Genomic DNA, 17983 nt, shown 5'->3' on the forward strand with positions numbered 1-17983 from the left:
AGAATTCAAAAGACGTGGCGCGCCCGCGACGCCTCAGTGGCCGGCCGGCGCGTCGCCGTGTCCGCCCAGCTCGCGGTTGCGCGAGCGCACCAGCGCGGCGGCCAGCGCCGCCGCCACGGCCGCGATCACCGCGCCCGCCAGGAAGGTCACGCGATAGCCGCCCGCCAGCGCCGCCACCGGGGCCGCGCCGGCGCCGGCCAGCGCGGCCGTGCGCGCCGCGGCCAGGCTGGCCAGCACCGCCAGCCCCAGCGCGCCGCCCATCATGAAGGCGGTGTTGACCACGCCGGACGCCAGGCCCGACTGGCCCGGCTCGACGTCGCTCATGGCGGCCAGCAGCATGGGGTTGAAGGCGATGCCCGCGCCCAGGCCCAGCAGCAGCATGCCGGGCAGCACGTCCGCCGCGAAGTGGCCGTCGACCGGGGCGCGCGCGAACAGCGCCAGCCCCAGCGCCGCCATCAGCAGCCCGGTGGCCAGCGGCCCGCGGATGCCAAAGCGCATCACCAGCTTGGCCGACAGCCCCAGCGAGAACGCCGCCATGATCAGGTTGGCCGGCAGGAACGCCAGCCCCACCTGCATGGCGTCGTAGCCCAGCACCAACTGCATGTACAAGGCCGAGACGAAGAACCAGGCGAACATGCCCGCGGCCCACAGCACCCCGACCACGTTGGCGGTGGCCACGTTGCGCAGGCGGAACAGCGCCAGCGGCATCAGCGGCTCGGCCACGCGCGCCTCGATCGCCAGGAACAGCGCCATCAGCAGCGCGGCCGCGCCCAGCAGGCCGAGCGACTGCGCCGAGGTCCAGCCGGCCTCGTTGCCGTTGACCACGGCGTACACCGCCAGCATCAGCGATGCGGTGACCGCCAGCGCGCCGGCCACGTCGAGCCTGCCGCCGCCGGCCGCGCCGCGCGCCGCCGGCAACAGCCGCAGGCACAGCGCGTAGACGGCTACGCCGATCGGAATGTTGACCAGGAAGATCCAGTGCCACGACAGCTTGCTGGTCAGCAGCCCGCCCAGCAGCACGCCCAGGCTGCCGCCGCCGGCACAGACGAAGCCGTACACGCCCATGGCGCGGGCGCGCTCGCCGGCCTCGGTGAAGAGATTCATGATGAGCGACAAAGACACCGCCGACACCACCGCGCCGCCCAACCCCTGCGCGGCGCGCGCGGCGATCAGCAGGCCCTGGCCCCGGGCCAGCCCACAGGCCAGCGAGGCCACCGTGAACAGCACCAGGCCGGCCAGGAACATGCGCCGGTGGCCCAGCAGGTCGCCCAGCCGCCCGCCCAGCAGCAGGAAGCCGCCGAAGGTCAGCATGTAGGCGTTCACCACCCAGACCAGCGAGGTCTCGGTGAAATGCAGGTCTTCGCGGATCGAGGGCAGGGCGACGTTGACGATGGTGGTGTCCAGCACGATCATCAATACGCCCAGGCACAGCACCATCAGTGCCCACCAACGTTGCCTGCCCTGTATGCCATGCGTCATGGATGTCTCGCTCCATCCGCGGGTGGCGGATGCGGTTGTCAGTGGGGTTGTCAGTTGGGGGTGTCAGTGGCTGAGCCGCCCGCCGCTGACCATCCACCGCGTGTCGTAGCGATCAATCAGCGCGCCGTAGGCGTCGGCCCAGAAGGTTTTCTGGAGCGGCATGGTAACGCTGCCGCCCTCTGCCAACAGATCGAACACGCGTTGCGCGTCCGAGACCGTGGGGTAGGCCAGTGACAGCGCCATGCCCTGCTTGCCGGGGTAGGGATGGCCGGCGGTCGCGTCGCTGGCCATCAGCACCTGTTCGTCCAGCGCCAGGCGGGCGTACATGATGCGTTCGGATTCTTCGGTCGACAGCGCCGGCATGGCGGCATCGGCGGGCGCATCCGCGTAGCGCACCATGGCCTCGACGCGGCCGCCCAGCACGCGTTCGTAGAAACGCATGGCCTCGGCGCAGTTGCCGTCGAAACTGAGGTAGGCGGAAAGTTGGGGCATGGCGGGTTCCTCCTTGATGGCCGACCCTGATTCTCGCACCCATGGCGCCGTCCGGGAAACCTCTTATTGCCGCCGGTCCGCGCGCATCCCTATGATTCGCCACAGGATCAGGACTGATCCGCACGCACCGGCACGGCTTGGTGCGGCAGTGCCCCGCAGCAATGATTGCTGCCCGAACCTTCGTCTGGCTATAGAAGCCCCCGACTCACACGCAATGCGTGGTCGGGGGCTTTTTTGTTTTCCAAAACGTTGCAGGGAGATCGCATGCAAGTATCACCGCCGCCGGACGCCGCCGCGTCCGCGATCCACGTGGCCAGTGTGCAGACGGCCCCCGTCATGGGCGAGGTCGCCGCCAACGTGGCCCGTTCCATCGAACTGGTCGAGCAGGCCGCCGCGCAGGGCGCGCGGCTGGTGGTGCTGCCCGAGCTGGCCAACACCGGCTACGTGTTCGCCAGCCGCCAGGAGGCCCACGCCCTGGCCGAAGCCGTGCCCGAGGGCCCCAGTTCGCAGGCCTGGATCGCGCTGGCGCAACGCCTGGGCATCTACCTGGTGGCCGGCATCGCCGAGCGCAGCGGCGGCAGGCTGTACAACGCCGCCATCATCGCCGGCCCCGACGGCTACCTGGGCACCTACCGCAAGCTGCACCTGTGGGGCGACGAGAACCTGTTCTTCGAGCCGGGCGACCTGGGCCTGCCGGTGTTCCATACCGAATTCGGCCGGCTGGGCGTGGCGATCTGCTACGACGGCTGGTTCCCCGAGGTCTACCGCCTGCTGGCGCTGCGCGGCGCCGACATCGTCGCGGTGCCGACCAACTGGGTGCCGATGCCCGGGCAGACGCCCGACGGACCGGCCATGGCGCATGCGCTGGCGGCGGCCGGCGCCCACAGCAACGGCCTGACGCTGGTGTGCGCCGACCGGGTCGGCGTCGAGCGCGGCCAGCCCTTCGTCGGCCGCAGTCTGATCGTCGGCTCGCAGGGCTGGACCGTGGCCGGCCCCGCCAGCCACGACCGCGAAGAGGTGTTGGTGGCGCCGGTGGACCTGGCCGCCTCGCGCCGCGCCCGGCAACTGAACGACTTCAACCACGTGCTGCGCGATCGGCGCCGCGACCTTTACGACGAACTGCTGGGCGCCGCCGAGGCGCCGCGGCAGCGTTGACTACAACGGCGGACAGCCGGCCCCCAAGGAGAAATCCCCATGAAAAAACCCACTTGCAGCTTCCTCATCCGACTTTCCTTCATCGCCGCGCTGACCGGCGCGGCGGGCGCGCACGCGGCCGACCCTTTGCGCATTGGCGTGCCGGTCGGCCTGTCCGGCGCCAACAGCGTGGTCGCGCCCGGCGTGGTGCAGGCCTCGCAACTGGCCGCCGATGAAATCAACGCCGCCGGCGGCATCCTCGGCCGCCAGGTGGTGCTGGAGATCGCCGACGACGCCTCGGGCGCGGTCGGCGCGCAGAAGGCCTACGACACGCTGGTGTTCCAGAAGAAGGTGGACGCCATCATCGCCATGGAAACCAGCGCGGCGCGCAACGCCGCGCTGCCCATCGTCTCGCGCGGCAAGGTGCCGTACATCTACACCTCGTTCTACGAAGGCCGCTCGTGCAACCGCTGGATGCACGTCAACGGCTGGGTGCCCGAGCAGCAGGTGGCGCCGGTGGTGGACCACTTCATGAAGGAACGCGGCGCCAAGACCTTCTTCCTGGTCGGCAGCGACTACGCCTTCGGCCGCGGCATGCTCAAGTTCACCCGCGAATACATCGAGAAGCAGGGCGGGCGCGTGGTGGGCGAGGAATACCTGCCCATCGACGGCTCCGACTGGACGCCGGTTGTGTCGAAGATCCGCTCGGCCAACCCGGACGCGCTGATCAGCTCCACCGCCGGCGGCGGACCCAACGTCAGCCTGGCCAAGCAGGTCAAGGCGGCCGGCCTGACCATGCCCTACGGCAACCTGGCGATCGACGAAGCCACCGCCAAGACCATGGGCGACACGGCGGTCGGCATGTACCTGTCGGCCTCGTACCTGACCAGCATCGATACGCCGCAGAACCGCAAGTTCCTCGACGGCCTGAAGGCCAAGTTCGGCGCCGACGCCAAGACCGCCAACGAGTTCTCGGGCCCGCAGTACGAAGCCTTCTTCCTGTACAAGGCGGCGGTCGAGAAGGCCGGCAGCCTCGATCCGCAGAAGGTGGTGCAGGCGCTGAGCGAAGTGTCGTTCGACGGCCCGCGCGGCCCGGTCAAGATGGACCGCCAGCGCCACGCCGCGCTGACCATGCGGCTGGGCCAGGTGCAGCCGGACGGCTCCATCAAGATCCTGCAGACCTTCGACCAGGTCGATCCGGGCGCGCAGTGCCCCGACCTGAAGTAACGCGGTAAGCCACACCCTGCGCGCCGCCGGTCCGCCGGCGGCGCAGGAGAACACAATGGGTTTGATGCTGGACATCCTGAGCACGGCCGCCATGCTGTTCATCGTGACGGCCGGGCTGATGATCATTTTCGGCGTGATGAAGATCGTCAATTTCGCCCACGGCGCCATCATCACGCTGGGCAGCTACGCCGCCCTGGTGGTGACGCGGCTGGGGCTGGACCCGTGGCTGGCGCTGCCGTGCGCGCTGGTGGCGGGCGTGCTGGTGGGCATGCTGGTCGAGCGCCTGATCGTGCAGCCGCTGTACAAGCGGCCGCTGGACGCCATCCTGGCGACCTGGGGCCTGGGCATCGTGATCGGCCAACTCATCACCATGGCCTTCGGCCGCGAGGTGCAGTTCGCCGATGCGCCGATCCAGGGCGCGGTGCCGTTCCTGGGCACCGAATACTCGGCCTATCGGCTGTTCCTGGTGCCGGGCGCGCTGCTGCTGTACGTGGCGCTGACGCTGCTGCTGAACGGCACGCGCTTTGGCGTGCGGACCCGCGCCGTCATCATGAACGAGGACCTGGCACGCGGCCTGGGCATCAACGCCGAACGCATCCGCTTCACCACCTTCGCGCTGGGCGCGGGGCTGGGGGCGCTGGCCGGCGCGCTCATCACGCCGCTGTCCAGCGTCGATCCGAACATGGGGCTGCCGTGGCTGGTCAGCGCCTTCATGCTGGTGATGGTGTCGGGCAACTCGATCACCGCGCTGCTCCTGACCTGCCTGGTCTATGGCGCCTGCCAGGTGCTGGTGGGCGTGTTCATCAGCCCGATCCTGGGCGGCGTCACCATCGCGGTGCTTGCGGCCCTGACCCTGCGCCTGCGTCCCAAAGGATTCGCCCATGACTGATTCCTCCCTTGCGCAACCGGCGCTGGCGACCCGCGCCGACCCGCGCCGCGCCGCCCGCGGGCGCGACCTGCTGTGGCTGGCTATCGCCTGCCTGGCGCTGACCGTGGCCGGCCCCTGGCTGTTCGACACCTACCTGCTGAACGTGCTGATCAAGGCGCTGTTCTTCGCCGTGGCGGCGGTCACGGTCGATATCCTGTGGGGCTACACCGGCTACCTGACCTTCGGCCAGTCGGCTTTCTTCGGGGTCGGCGCCTATGCCGCCGGACTGGCCTTCACGCACTACGGCTTCTCGCCGGGCATCGCGCTCGCGGCCGCGCTGGTGGCGGTGGGCGCGGCGATGCTGCTGGCGCTGGCCACCGGCTGGCTGTCGTTCTATCGCGGCGCCTCGCCGTTCTTCGCCACCGTGATCTCGCTGGTATTGCCCATAGTGCTGACCCAGGTGGCGCTGTCGGGCGGCACCTACACCGGTTCGTCGTCCGGCCTGACCGGCTACGACACCTTCGACCTGTCGCTGGAGGCCTGGTACGTCATCGCCGCCGGCGGCCTGTCGATCGTGGCGCTGCTGGCCTGGGTCGCGGTGCGCAGCGACGGCGGCCGCATCCTGGCCGCGCTGCGCGACAACGAGGGCCGCTGCAGCTACCTGGGCCTGAACACCGCGCACTGGCGCATCGCGCTGCTGGTGGTGTGCGGCGCGGTCGCCAGCCTGGCGGGCTTCGGCTACGGCGCCTTCAGCGGCGTGGTGGCGCCGGAACTGACCGGCTTCGTGTTCGGCACCGAACTCATCATCTGGGTGGCGCTGGGCGGACGCGGCACGGTCTGGGGGCCGGTCCTGGGCGCCGTGCTGATCAACGTGGCCGGCTCGTACCTCAGCGGCAACATGCCGTTCCTGTACCAATTGGTGCTGGGCGTGACCTTCATCCTGGTGATCCTGCTGCTGCCGCGCGGGCTGCTGCCGTTACTGCTGGCGCCGTGGCGCCGCCGGCGGCCGGCGCCGGTGCCGGAATTGGTGGCGCGCGCGCCGGCCCAGGCCGCCGCCGAAAGCGGCCTGGTCCTGGCCGGCGTGGCCAAGCGCTTCGGCAGCCTCAAGGTGCTGGAAGGCATCGACCTGCGGGCGCGCGGCGGCGAGCTGCTGGGCCTGATCGGTCCCAACGGCGCCGGCAAGACCACGCTGATGCGCTGCATCGCCGACGGCGCCGAGCGCAGCGAGGGCACGGTCGAACTCTGCGGCCACGCCGTCAGGCGCGACGGGCCGGAGCAGTGCGTGCGTTACGGCCTGGGGCGCAAGTTCCAGAACGCCAACATCTTCGACACGCTGACCGTGGCCGAAAGCCTGCGCATCGCCACCACGCTGCGCGAGCGCCCGTCATGGCGACGCCGCGCGCCCGTCTTGGCGCTGCCGGCCTACGCGCTGGAGGTGCTGCGCATGACCGGCCTGGACCAGCAACTCGACCGCGTGGCGCGCGACCTGTCGCATGGCCAGCAGCAGGCGCTGGAACTGGCCATGGTGCTGGCGCTGGAGCCGCGCGTGGTGCTGCTGGACGAACCCACCGCGGGTCTCAGCAAGGACGAACGCGCCCGCATCGGCCAGGTGCTGTCGGCCCTGGCCCATACCCACGGCCTGTGCTGCCTGCTGGTCGAGCACGACCTGGACTTCGTGGCCGAGGTGGCCACCCGCATCATCGTGCTGCACCAGGGCCGCATCGTCATGGACGGCAGCTTCCGCGAAGTGGCCGAATCCGAACTGGTGCGCACCATCTACGCCGGCAACGCGCCGGCCGCGAACAAGACCGCGCAAGCCACCCGGCAAGCTAGTCGGCAAGCCACTGAGCCACCCGCGCAGCAAGGCGCCCAACCCGCAACCCCGTCCATCCCGCCCGAAGGAGCCCAACCATGAACGCCGCCCCGGCCTTGCGCCTGGAAAACGTCGCCAGCGGCTACAAAGGCGCCGTGGTGCTGAACGACATCTCGCTGTCGGTGGCCGGCGGCGCCTGCGTGGCGCTGCTGGGCAAGAATGGCATGGGCAAGAGCACGCTGCTCAAGACGGTCATGGGCTACCTGCCCAAGCTGCGCGGCACCGTCAGCCTGGGCGGCGTCGACGCCACCCGCCTGCGGCCGCACGAAGTCGCGCGCCGCGGCGTCGCCTACGCGGCCCAGGACCAGCCGCTGTTCCCCGACCTGAACATCCGCGACAACCTGCGCCTGGGCCTGGCCAACGACCGCCTGTTCGACGAACGCTTCGGCGAGATCGCCGACCTGTTTCCGGTCTTCGCCAGCCGCCTGCGCCAGCATGCCGGCACGCTGTCGGGCGGCGAGCAGAAGATGCTGCTGGTGGCGCGCGGCCTGATGCAGCGGCCGGCCCTGTTGCTGCTGGACGAGATCACCGAAGGCCTGCAGCCTTCGGTGATCGAGCGGCTCGGCCGGGCGCTCAACTGGGAACGCGAGCGGCGCGGCACCTCCATGTTCATCGTCGAACAGAACGTGGCCTTTGCGCTGGACGTGGCCGACCGCTACCTGGTGCTCAAGCAGGGCGCCATCGTCGACCAGGGCGAGGCTGGCGCGCCCGGGGCCGCCGGCCATATCATGGACCACTTGAAGGTATGAACCGTCCCGGCGCCCGCGGCGCGCCCGCCACGATCTTGCAGAAGGAAGCTCCTATGACCTCCCGCACTGACAGGGACGCCGCCACGCCGGGATGGCGCATCGGCGTGCTGTATTCGCGCAGCGGCGTGACCGGCACCACCGAATCGCAGCACTTCTTCGGCACCGTGCTGGCGGTCGAGGAAATCAACGCGCTCGGCGGCGTGCTGGGCCGGCCGCTGGAACCGGTGGTCTACGACCCGCGCAGCGACGCCGAGGAATACCGCCGCCTGGCCGCGCGGCTGCTGCTGGACGACGAGGTCAACGTGATCTTCGGCGGCTGCACCTCGCACTGCCGCAAGGCCATGCTGCCGGTGGTCGAGCGCAACAATGCGCTGCTCTGGTATGCCTCGGTCTACGAAGGCTTCGAATACTCGCCCAACATCATCTACACCGGCGCCGCGCCCAACCAGGGCAGCATGCAACTGGCCGCCTACCTGATCCAGCACTGCGGCAAGCGCATCTTCCTGGTGGGCGCCGACTACATCTATCCGCGCGAAACCAACCGCATCATGCGCGACACCGTCGAGGAGCATGGCGGCGAGATCCTCGACGAAACCTACCTGCCGCTGGGCTGCGACGAAGGCGAGATCATCGACGTGGTGCGCGACATCCGCCGAATCAGGCCGGATGTGGTGTTCTCCACCCTGATCGGCGACGACGCCCAGCGCTTCTACCGACGCTACCACGCCGCCTGCGAGGCCGACCCGGGCGCGCCGCACATCCCCATCGCCAGCCTCACCATGGCCGAATCCGAGGTGGCCGAGATCGGCCCGGCCCTGTGCACTGGCCACATCACCGCCGCCACCTACTTCAATACCGTCGATTCGCCCGCCAACGCCCATTTCCTGGACCGCTGGCGCGCCCGCTTCGGCGACCGCCCGGCCAGCGTCTACGCCGAGGCCTGCTACAGCCAGATGCACCTGTTCGCGCGCGCCCTGCAGCGCGCCGGCAGCCTGGACACGCGCAAGCTGGCGCAGGCGGTGCACCAGGTGGGTTTCGACGCACCCGGCGGCCGCCTGACCATCCTGGCCGAAAACAACCACAGCGTGCTGACGCCGCGCATCGGCGTCTGCCGCGTCGACGGCCGCTTCGACATCGTCTGGGCCAGCGGCGCACCGGTCAAGCCGGACCCCTACCTGACGGCTTTCGGCCTGGACGAGTTCTGGTTGGCGTGATCATGGACCATAGCCTCCGCCGCCTTTACGAAGACCTGCGCAGCGTGGCCGTCGCCGTGGCCTATCCGCCCGGCGAAGACCGCGACCTGCTGGTCGAACAGCTCAAGCGCATCGGCTGCCGCATCCATCTGGTCTGGCCGTTCCCCGACAAACCGCCGGCGGGCGCCGACGTGGTGTTCTTCCAGGTCTCGCAATGCGGCCAGAACTCGTTCGCCTGGTCCGCCAGCGAGGTCGACGCCACCCTGATCGCGCTGTCCGAATACGAAACCCCCACCACCTTGAAGCAACTCCTCAAGACCAACGCCCACGGCGTGCTGACGCGGCCGTTCCGCTCGGCCGGCATCCTCAGCACCCTGGTGCTGGCGCGCTCGGCCAAGCAGTTCCAGACGCGCCAGCAGAACAAGATCGACAAGCTGGAAAGCACCATCAAGGCGCGCCGCGTGATCGAAAAGGCGATCCGCGTGCTGATGGACCACCAGCGCCTGGACGAACGCGCCGCCTACGAACACATGCGGACCCGCGCCACCGGCCTGCGGGTCAGCGTGGCCGAGGTCGCCGCCATGATCGTCGAGGCCAGCGAAGCCATGGAAAAACTGGGCCTGGGCGGCGCGCGCCCCGACCCGCACAACAACAGCAACAACGGAGGCAAGGCATGAAAGTCATGATCGCCCGCATGAACCACGAGACCAACACCTTTTCGCCGGTGCCCACGCCGCTGTCCGCCTTCGGCAACGACGGCCCCACCTACGACCGCGCCGCCTACGAAGAGAACCACGGCAAGCGCACCGCCATGTCCGCCTTCATCGATCTGGCCGAAGCGCGTGGCGCCACGCTGGTCACGCCGGTGTCCGCCACCGCCTACCCCAGCGGCCGCGTCGACGGCCAGGCCTATCGTGAATTGTGCGACCGCATCGTCGCCGCCGCCGCCGGCTGCGATGCGCTGCTGCTGGACCTGCACGGCGCCATGGCCGTCGAAACCACCGACGACGGCGAAGGCGACCTGCTCGAACGCCTGCGCCAGCAAGCCCCCGGCGTGCCGATCGCCGTCGCCCTGGACCTGCACGGCAACGTCACCCAGAAGATGATCGACAACGCCGACGTCATCGTCAGCTTCAAGACCTACCCGCACATCGACATGTACGAAACCGGCGAGCACGCCGGCCGCCTCCTGTTCGACTGGCTCGCGGGCGGTCCGCGCCCGCGCCTGGCCTGGCGCCGCCTGCCGCTCATGAGCCACACCCTGCGCAGCAACACCGCCGAAGGCGCCATGCGCCGCGCCGTGCAGGCCGCGCGCGGCGCCGAGGCCGGCGGCATGCTGGCCGTGTCGGTGCTGGCCGGCTTCGCCCTGGCCGACATCCCCGACCCGTGCCTGAGCGTGGTGGTGGTCGCCGCCGGCGACGCCGAGGCCGCCGAGCGCGTCGCCGCGGGCCTGGCCGCCGCCATCTGGGACGACCGCGACGGCTTCGTCTACGAGGCCGAACCCCTGGCCGCCTCGCTTGACCGCGCCGCCGCCCTGGCGCGCGGCGCCGACCGCCCCGTGCTGCTGCTGGACCACGGCGACAACTGCATGTCCGGCGGCACCTGCGACACCATGGACGTGCTGGTCGCCGCCGTCGACGCCGGCCTGACCGGCATCGTCGCCGGCCTGTACTGCGACCCCGAAGCGGTCGCCGCCATGATCGCGGCCGGGCAGGGCGCCCGGGTCGAACTGCCGGTCGGCAACAAGCTGCCCATCCCCGCCATCGGCCGGCCCGCCGCGCCGGTGACGCTGACCGGCGTGGTGCGCGCCATCACCGACGGCAGCTACGTCATCACCGGCCCCACCTACACCGGCCAGACCGCCTGCATGGGCCGCAGCGCCGTGCTGGACATCGGCGCCGCGCAACTGGTCATCACCGAACGCACCCACGAACCCTGGGACCTGGGCGTTTTCGAGAGCCTGGGCATCGACCCGCGCGCCGCCCGCTTCATCCTGGTCAAGTCGCGCATGTACTGCCGCCCGGTGTTCGTGCCCATCTCGTGCGCGCTGATCGAATGCGACAGCCCCGGCGTCACCAGCTCGGACTTCTCGCTATTCCCCTACCAGCGGCGCAACCGGCCGCGCTATCCGCTCGATCCGTTCAAGCCGGCGCAGATGTCGGCGTAGGGTGGGGCGGATGTCGCCCCGCGCCTTGAACCGCGCCGGGCTTTCCAGTTCAATGGGACATTGCGCGGGCGGCACGCCGCCGCCCGGCCCCTTACCCGTTGGAGTGGCATATGGCTACGGTGCATCTGCTGTCGGATGAAGAAGCGCGCAGGATCCCCGAGGCGTGGGCGGTGTTCGAAGACATCCGCGCCACCCGCAAGTCGGATTTCGTCAACAATTTCTGGCGCGCCCTGGCCAACGACCCGCCCCAGCTCAAGCGCGTCTGGGAGCAGCTCAAGCAGGTCATGATGGCCGACGGGGAAATCCCGCCCCTGGTGCGCGAGATGATCTACATCGCGGTATCGACGGCCAACGGCTGCAGCTACTGTATCCATTCCCACACCGCCGCCGCCCGCGCCAAGGGCATGACCGACGGCCAGCACGCCGAACTGCTCGCCGTCATCGGCATGGCCGCCCAGACCAACGCGCTGGTCACCGCCATGCAGGTGCCCGTCGACGACGCCTTCACCGTGAAGTAGGGCGCCGCCATGGCGACCATTCCGCTGTTCCCGCTGTCCAACGCGCTGTTCCCCGCCGGCGTGCTGCACCTGCGCATCTTCGAAGTGCGCTACCTGGACATGATCCGCCGCTGCATCGCCGACGGCGCCGAGTTCGGCGTGGTCGCGCTGCTGTCCGGCAACGAGGTCCGCTCGCCCGAAGGCCAGGAGGTCCTGGCCGACACCGGCACCCTGGCCCGCGTCGACGCCTGGGACGCGCCCATGCCCGCCTTGCTGCAACTGCGCTGCGTAGGGACGAGCCGCTTCCGCCTGGTCTCCAGCCAACTGGCAAAATACGGTCTTTGGATGGGCGAAATCGAACCCATCCCCGACGACCCGCCGCTGCCCGTGCCGGCGCCGCTGCAACCCTGCGCCGACGCGTTGGGGAGGCTGGTGGCCCAATGGCAGCAGGAAGGCGTGCCCGCCGACCGCATGCCGGTGGCGCCGCCGTACCGGCTGGATGAATGCGCCTGGGTGGCCGACCGCTGGTGCGAACTGCTGCCGCTGCCGGCGGTCGACAAGACCCGGCTGCTGGCGCTGACGGACCCCCGCGTTCGCCTGGAGGCCGTGCGCATCGCGCTGGAAGGGCCGCAGGCCTAGCCAGCGGCGGGCGGCGCTTGAATGTTTTTTGGACACCATGGATATCAGGATTGACGAAGGCCTGCGCGCCTATATTGACCCCTTGACCGACGACGAGCGCGAGGCGCTCGAACGCAGCCTGCTGGCCGAAGGCTGCCGCGACGCATTGGTGCTGTGGGGCGACCTGCTGATCGACGGCCACAACCGCTACGCGCTGTGCATGAAGCACGGCATTCCGTTCGAAACGCGCCAGAACACCTCGTTCAAGTCGATGGACGACGTGCACCTGTGGATGATCGAGAACCACCTCGGCCGGCGCAGCGTGTCGGACTTCCAGCGCGGGGTGCTGGCGCTGCGCAAGAAAGAGATCCTGCAATCCCGCAGCGTGCCGCCGTGGGAAGACGACGGCAGCACGCCGCCGCCTGAACCGCCGCCCATCCCGCCGGCCGCCGCGCTGAGCCGTCAGGCGCTGGCGCGCGAGGCGCGCATCAGCAGCAACACGCTGGGGCAGATCGAGAAGATCCAGAAGGCCGCCGCGCCGGAACTGGTGCGGGCGGTGAAGGATGGGGCGATTTCCATCAACGCCGCGGCGGCGGTCGCGACGTTGCCGCCCGAGCGGCAGGCCGCGGCGGTGGCGGGCGGCAGAAAGGAATTGCAGCAGGCGGCGCGCGAAGTGCGCCAGGCCAAGGCGCCGCCGCCGAAAGAAGCGGTGCCGGATATCCCGATCGAGAATATCGCGGATTTGCCGGCGGAGGTGGCGCGGCTACGGGAGTTGCTGGCGCGGCTGACGGACGAGCGGGATCAGTTGAAGAAGAAGGTGATGCATCTGACGGTGGCGCTGGCCGAGGCCAGGAATGCGTCGGCGGGGGCAGGGGACGATTGACGGGCGCATATTAATTATTCGCGGCTAGAACTTATCAAACACGACGACCATCCTATGCCCCAGGACTTTTCCCAGTTCCAGGGCAAGTGCGTCCCCTACGCCAGGACCATCGAACCCAAACGCGAGGTTTCCCAATCCCCATGCGAGCGGCAAGAATCGCCATTGATTGATACTGTCCGAGTGTCGACAGCTTGGGCACTCGAGCGCGCCACGTTCGCCCGAATACCAGGCGGAAATCATTTTTCTCCAAGGGAGAGAAGCTGCGTCATGCTCTACCGCGCAGCATGGGCAGCGCAGCCCCTCGACGCTTTGCGGTCCGGCGTTGTAGACACGGCGCCCCACGATTGCCCCTATCCCGTTATTGCTGTGCTCGTTTACCCAATCGGTCCATCGAGCGATGCCCGGGCCAGGCGCGTGGCTGACAGGTGAAAAGGCGACCTCGGCAATAGTGGAACGAACAGCAATGCCCATTGCTTCCATCCAACGCATGCCGCTGTCGGCGAAGGCGGGCGCGTCTTCAAGGGTGACATCGAGATCGACGATGTAGATCGGGGAGTCGCTCATCGGTTGCAATCTTGTCGAGAATTGGCCTGACAGCCCTTATTTGGTAAAAGCAAAGTTGATCAGAACCTGAGGAATCGCTGGCTGCCATGTCCGAACCCTATTCCGCCTTTCTCAACCTCCAGATGCCCCGCGAGAATCTTGCCAGATGGCTCGCTGCCCCGGCGCCGGCGGCATCAAGATGGTCGGACTGGCGTGCCATTGGCGGCCAGTGGTATCTCTCCGAAGGCAAGGATCTGGCTGCCTCCAGCAATCAGGATCTGGGCAGGCTCATTGCGGAATGCGACGCCATGCTGGCTCGCCATCCGGACAACCGCGCGGCCCTGGGGGCCATCCTGGCATCCGCGGAGGCCGAGAACATCAAAGTGGCGGCCTACGATCGTACAGGAACGCGCTTCGTTGCAGGCTCGCTGACCTATTCCGAAAACCTCTACGACCTCATCGTCTTTTTTTCGATAGCGCGCGGAGCGGCCGATTTTCTCGAGGCGGATGGCCGTGGCCTTGCGGTGGTTCACGACTATCTCTGGGGCGAGGAAGACGAACGAAAAACGGTGGCGGCGCTGGAACTCGCCGCAAACGGCGGCTCCGTATTCCTGGCGTCCGAAGCACTCGGCCAAGCCGCAGGCGCATTCGAGGCCATGGTGGACGCGATGCTGGAAGGCAAAGAGGACCCGGCGTTCCACCCGCGCAATCAACTCGACCATCTCTGAGACCGGACCTGCGTCCAGCAGGGACAACGCGTACACACGACAGGGCCGCCAGGCGGGCCAAAGAGGCAGAATTTCCAATGCGATTGCTACCACTGGTTATCATGCTGTCCGCTTGCGCGGTCTGCCAGGCGCAGGGAACCAGGACCTGGCACTTTACTGGCGCCGAGCTGGCCGCGGCCCTTGAAGGCCGGATGCCCTCGGAGTTCCGCGATGCATCGCTTCGCCGCCAATTTGCTTCCTCCTATGCGCAGGCCTACGTCGTCGGCATCGCCGACCAGACACAAGGCACGGTCTGGTGCGCCCCTACCGGCGTCCTTCCTCACGAATTGAAAGACAGGGTGTACAGCTACTTGTCCAAGCTGCCGGCGAGCCGTCTCGCGGAAAATGCCGGCCCGCTGGTGAGCGAGGCGCTCCATCAGTCTTTCGCTTGCCGGTAGGGTTCATTTCCGCGAATACGCCTTCCGGCGACACTTAGCGGGGAAGGGCCGCGGGCCTTCTGCCACCCGCACGGGCGTAGGAAAAAGCAAAAAGGCGTGCGGCCGCCCCGAATACCGAAGCGGCTGGCAGCCACAAAAAATTCCGCCCCGCCATGCGAAATCGCAAACTTCCATTACAAAACCATTGCTATATGTGACATGAAATTTAAACTAGGGGTTTTCCCTTTGTCGTAATACAAATTCATGCGCTCGCGTCTCACTCTTGGCAACCTCTCCATTGGCACCCGGCTGACGCTGGGCTTCGGCACCGTACTTGTCCTGCTACTGGCGCTCACTGGCCTGTCGCAATACGAGCTGTCCCACATCGGCGGCATCAACCGGGCGATCACAGAACAGACTTGGGCCGAGGCAAGTGCCATCAACAGGATTGACGTCACGACGCGCGCCAATGCGCGCGCGAACCTCGAGTTGATCGTCAATACCGATCCCCGCGCCGCTGAAGCGCTGTTTGCCCACATCGACACCAATCGGAAGGTGATCGACCAGGCGCTGGAGACCCTGCGGCCGTTGTTCAGCACCGAAGACGAACGTCAGCGACTGCGGCTATTGGAAGACGTGCGCGGCCGCTACGTGAAGTCATTCCAGGGCGTGGGCGCGCTCCTCAAGCGTGGCGAGCGCGACGCCGCCCGCCAGCGCTTGCTGGAAGAGACCCTTCCGCTTCTGGACAGCCTGCAAGACCACATCATCGAGATTTCGCGGATTCAAGCGGCCGAGATGGCGGACGCCAGCGCCGACAGCCGGGAGGTCATCGACAACGCGGGCATGTTGAACCTGATCCTGTCGGGCCTGGCCGTCGTGCTGGGCGGCCTGTTCGCGTGGCGGGTGTCCAAGTCAATCACGGCGCCGCTTGCCCAGGCCGTGTCGGTGGCGGAGACCGTGGCGCGTGGCGACCTGGGGCAACCCATCCACGCCGTCACCCGCGATGAAACCGGCCGACTGCTGCGCGCGCTGCACGATATGCAGGACAAGCTGGCCGGCGCCGTTCGCACCATTCGCGCCGGGTCCGAAACCATCTCCAGCGCAGCGAGGCAGATCGCGGCCGGCAACGCGGACCTGTCCAGCCGGACCGAAGAACAGGCCGCGTCGCTGGAAGAAACCGCCGCATCGATGGAAGAACTGGCGTCGACCGTCAAGCAGAACGCCGACAACGCGCGCCAGGCCAATCAACTGGCGGCAAGCGCCTCCGAAGTCGCCCAGCGCGGCGGCGCCGTCGTGTCGGCGGTGGTCAGCACGATGGGCGATATTTCCGCCAGCTCGCGCAAGATTTCCGAGATTGTCTCGGTCATCGACGGGATCGCATTCCAGACCAACATCCTGGCGCTGAACGCCGCCGTTGAAGCGGCCCGGGCGGGCGAGCAGGGCAAGGGCTTCGCGGTGGTCGCGGGCGAGGTGCGGTCGTTGGCGCAACGCAGCGCGCAGGCCGCGCGCGAGGTCAAGACGCTGATCGAAGCGTCCGTCAGCAAGGTAGCCGAGGGCGCGGGCCACGCGGAAAACGCAGGCACCACGATGCAGGAGGTGGTTGCCTCGGTCAAGCGCGTGACGGACATCATGGGCGAGATCGCCGCGGCATCGCAGGAACAGGCCACCGGCATCGAGCAGGTCAACCGCGCGGTGTCGCAGATGGACGAAGTGACCCAGCAGAACGCCGCGCTGGTCGAAGAAGCCGCGGCCGCGGCGGGCTCGATGCAGGACCAGGCGCATGCATTGGTGGGGGCGGTCGGCGTGTTCCGCTTGCGCGAGGATGCCGCGCGGCGCGAGGACATCGGCGCCCGGCCGCGCGAGCGCGGCGCGCTGATGTTGACCTGATCGCCCGACGAAGGCCCTGGACTTCGCGCCCAAAGCCGTTGGGCGCGTCCGAAGGGCCGCACGGTGACCGTGGTTGGCCTGCGGTATAGTCGGCGTCGCTCGGCTTTTCGGCCCCGTCTCGACCCGCCAAGCGATTCGAAAATCCCCGGCCTGTCCACATGCGCTCCCCACTTGCCCCACGCGGCGCCGTCCTTCTGCTCATCGATCTGCAGTGCGCGATCGACGATCCCAGTTGGGGCGAGCGCAACAATCCCGATGCCGAGCGCCAGGTCGGTCGGCTCCTCGCCCATTGGCGCGCCCAGGGGTGGCCGGTCTGGCACGTCCGGCATGACTCCACGGATCCCGCGTCTCACTATCGGCCGGGCCAGCCAGGGCATGCCTTCAAGCCGGAAACAGCGCCCATCGCGGGGGAAGCGATCATTCCCAAGCAGACGAACAGCGCGTTTATCGGCACCGACCTGGAAAAGCGGCTGCGCGCCCATGGCCACGACACGTTGGTCGTGGCGGGCGTCATCACGAACAATTCCGTCGAGGCGACGGTGCGCATGGCTGGCAACCTTGGCTTGCAGGCGTGGCTCGTGGCCGACGGCTGTTTCACCTTCGCCCGGATCGACTGGAATGGGGCGGCGCGAAGCGCCGAGGATGTCCACGCCATGTCGCTCGCCAACCTGGACGGCGAGTACTGCACCGTCGTCACCGCGGATGCGCTGTTACGCGCTCTGCGCTGAACGCAGTTGCCGCTCTGGGCAGCGCGCCATGCCCGGTTCGAGTCGCCGCTTTTCGCCGCGCGGCCCAAATGTATGGATTTTTAAGCCATGTTTGGCTCATAAAAAACATACATAGCGAATCATTCAAGAGTTTGTATGGATTCGGCGGTAGAATTTGACGCTTGTAGGGAGCAGGGCGCTCACCGCGCTGAATCGGGCTGATACGTTTCGTGGTTCTCGCGTCCGTCGCCCGTTTGGCTTTGCCCGGCCCACGCGCAGTAAATGCAGCTGCCGCAGCAGCGTTTTGAGGAAATGATGAATTTTTGGGTCCCTGTAATCTTCGGTACGTTCAAGATCCTCGTGTTGGGCACGGGCATGTTTCTCGCCATCAAGTCGCACCACGAAGGCGCCAAAAAGGACAAGGAAAAGATGAAGAAAGAGAAAGAGAAGGAGATGAGCGCAACGTAGGGCAGGCTTCGTTGCGACCGGGGGCGGCGCCCGGTTTCTCCACGTTCATCATCC

The 17983-nt window shown here is 68.0% G+C and carries 19 protein-coding genes; 16 read left to right on the plus strand and 3 right to left on the minus strand.

The window, feature by feature from the left end; translation table 11 throughout:
• Positions 1-33: 33 nt before the first annotated feature.
• Together ACUDCK_RS11860 and ACUDCK_RS11865 are read right to left on the minus strand one after the other, a co-directional pair.
• Entirely contained in the window at positions 34-1479 is a 1446-nt protein-coding gene (locus ACUDCK_RS11860) for an MFS transporter (protein WP_175167430.1), read from the minus strand.
• A 63-nt stretch (positions 1480-1542) separates the two neighbouring features.
• A complete protein-coding gene (locus ACUDCK_RS11865; protein WP_175167429.1) occupies positions 1543-1971 on the minus strand; it encodes a VOC family protein in 429 nt (142 codons plus the stop codon).
• A gap of 264 nt (positions 1972-2235) precedes the next feature.
• Here ACUDCK_RS11865 and ACUDCK_RS11870 point away from each other — a divergent pair, with 264 nt between their 5' ends.
• From ACUDCK_RS11870 to ACUDCK_RS11920, 11 genes are all read left to right on the plus strand, one after another.
• Positions 2236-3126, plus strand: coding sequence for a nitrilase family protein (locus ACUDCK_RS11870; RefSeq protein ID WP_054502775.1), 891 nt, complete (start codon positions 2236-2238; stop codon positions 3124-3126).
• Positions 3127-3165: 39 nt separating this feature from the next.
• Positions 3166-4332 carry a substrate-binding protein gene (locus ACUDCK_RS11875; protein ID WP_054502774.1) on the plus strand — a complete coding sequence of 389 codons (1167 nt, stop codon included), beginning with the start codon at positions 3166-3168 and terminating at the stop codon, positions 4330-4332.
• A gap of 55 nt (positions 4333-4387) precedes the next feature.
• Positions 4388-5221, plus strand: a complete 834-nt coding sequence (locus tag ACUDCK_RS11880) for a branched-chain amino acid ABC transporter permease (RefSeq protein ID WP_054502773.1) — start codon at positions 4388-4390, stop codon at positions 5219-5221.
• Positions 5214-7115 carry an ABC transporter permease subunit gene (locus tag ACUDCK_RS11885; protein WP_175167428.1) on the plus strand — a complete coding sequence of 634 codons (1902 nt, stop codon included), beginning with the start codon at positions 5214-5216 and terminating at the stop codon, positions 7113-7115. The genes ACUDCK_RS11880 and ACUDCK_RS11885 overlap by 8 nt, the downstream gene beginning before the upstream one ends.
• Complete coding sequence (locus ACUDCK_RS11890; RefSeq protein WP_054502771.1) at positions 7112-7822, plus strand: ABC transporter ATP-binding protein; 711 nt, start codon at positions 7112-7114, stop codon at positions 7820-7822. Before ACUDCK_RS11885 ends, ACUDCK_RS11890 begins: the two co-directional genes overlap by 4 nt.
• A 53-nt stretch (positions 7823-7875) precedes the next feature.
• Complete coding sequence (locus ACUDCK_RS11895) at positions 7876-9036, plus strand: transporter substrate-binding domain-containing protein (RefSeq protein ID WP_175167427.1); 1161 nt, start codon at positions 7876-7878, stop codon at positions 9034-9036.
• A 2-nt stretch (positions 9037-9038) separates the two neighbouring features.
• Positions 9039-9692 carry an ANTAR domain-containing response regulator gene (locus ACUDCK_RS11900; RefSeq protein WP_175167426.1) on the plus strand — a complete coding sequence of 218 codons (654 nt, stop codon included), beginning with the start codon at positions 9039-9041 and terminating at the stop codon, positions 9690-9692.
• Positions 9689-11182, plus strand: coding sequence for a M81 family metallopeptidase (locus tag ACUDCK_RS11905; protein WP_175167425.1), 1494 nt, complete (start codon positions 9689-9691; stop codon positions 11180-11182). Before ACUDCK_RS11900 ends, ACUDCK_RS11905 begins: the two co-directional genes overlap by 4 nt.
• 110 nt (positions 11183-11292) lie before the next feature.
• On the plus strand, positions 11293-11700 hold the full coding sequence (locus ACUDCK_RS11910) for a carboxymuconolactone decarboxylase family protein (RefSeq protein WP_026384362.1): 408 nt from the start codon (positions 11293-11295) through the stop codon (positions 11698-11700).
• A gap of 9 nt (positions 11701-11709) precedes the next feature.
• Complete coding sequence (locus ACUDCK_RS11915; protein WP_054502769.1) at positions 11710-12318, plus strand: LON peptidase substrate-binding domain-containing protein; 609 nt, start codon at positions 11710-11712, stop codon at positions 12316-12318.
• Between the two features lie 37 nt (positions 12319-12355).
• A complete protein-coding gene (locus ACUDCK_RS11920; RefSeq protein WP_006386271.1) occupies positions 12356-13180 on the plus strand; it encodes a hypothetical protein in 825 nt (274 codons plus the stop codon).
• Between the two features lie 24 nt (positions 13181-13204).
• On the opposite strand, the gene ACUDCK_RS11925 is transcribed toward ACUDCK_RS11920, so the two are convergent.
• A complete protein-coding gene (locus tag ACUDCK_RS11925; RefSeq protein ID WP_155755508.1) occupies positions 13205-13744 on the minus strand; it encodes a hypothetical protein in 540 nt (179 codons plus the stop codon).
• An 86-nt stretch (positions 13745-13830) separates the two neighbouring features.
• On the opposite strand from ACUDCK_RS11925, the gene ACUDCK_RS11930 reads away from it, so the two are divergent.
• From ACUDCK_RS11930 to ACUDCK_RS11950, 5 genes are all read left to right on the plus strand, one after another.
• Positions 13831-14451 (plus strand): hypothetical protein, encoded by a 621-nt coding sequence (locus ACUDCK_RS11930; RefSeq protein ID WP_175167424.1) that lies wholly within the window; start codon positions 13831-13833, stop codon positions 14449-14451.
• 77 nt (positions 14452-14528) lie between these two features.
• On the plus strand, positions 14529-14888 hold the full coding sequence (locus ACUDCK_RS11935) for a Rap1a/Tai family immunity protein (RefSeq protein ID WP_054502767.1): 360 nt from the start codon (positions 14529-14531) through the stop codon (positions 14886-14888).
• 243 nt (positions 14889-15131) lie between these two features.
• Complete coding sequence (locus ACUDCK_RS11940) at positions 15132-16754, plus strand: methyl-accepting chemotaxis protein (protein WP_175167423.1); 1623 nt, start codon at positions 15132-15134, stop codon at positions 16752-16754.
• 158 nt (positions 16755-16912) lie between these two features.
• Positions 16913-17482 carry a cysteine hydrolase family protein gene (locus ACUDCK_RS11945; RefSeq protein WP_175167422.1) on the plus strand — a complete coding sequence of 190 codons (570 nt, stop codon included), beginning with the start codon at positions 16913-16915 and terminating at the stop codon, positions 17480-17482.
• 261 nt (positions 17483-17743) lie between these two features.
• Positions 17744-17929 carry a hypothetical protein gene (locus ACUDCK_RS11950; RefSeq protein WP_063568803.1) on the plus strand — a complete coding sequence of 62 codons (186 nt, stop codon included), beginning with the start codon at positions 17744-17746 and terminating at the stop codon, positions 17927-17929.
• Positions 17930-17983: the final 54 nt, after the last annotated feature.

It is taken from the genome of Achromobacter sp. CF-sbj1-Ac2-l (genome assembly GCF_052698165.1).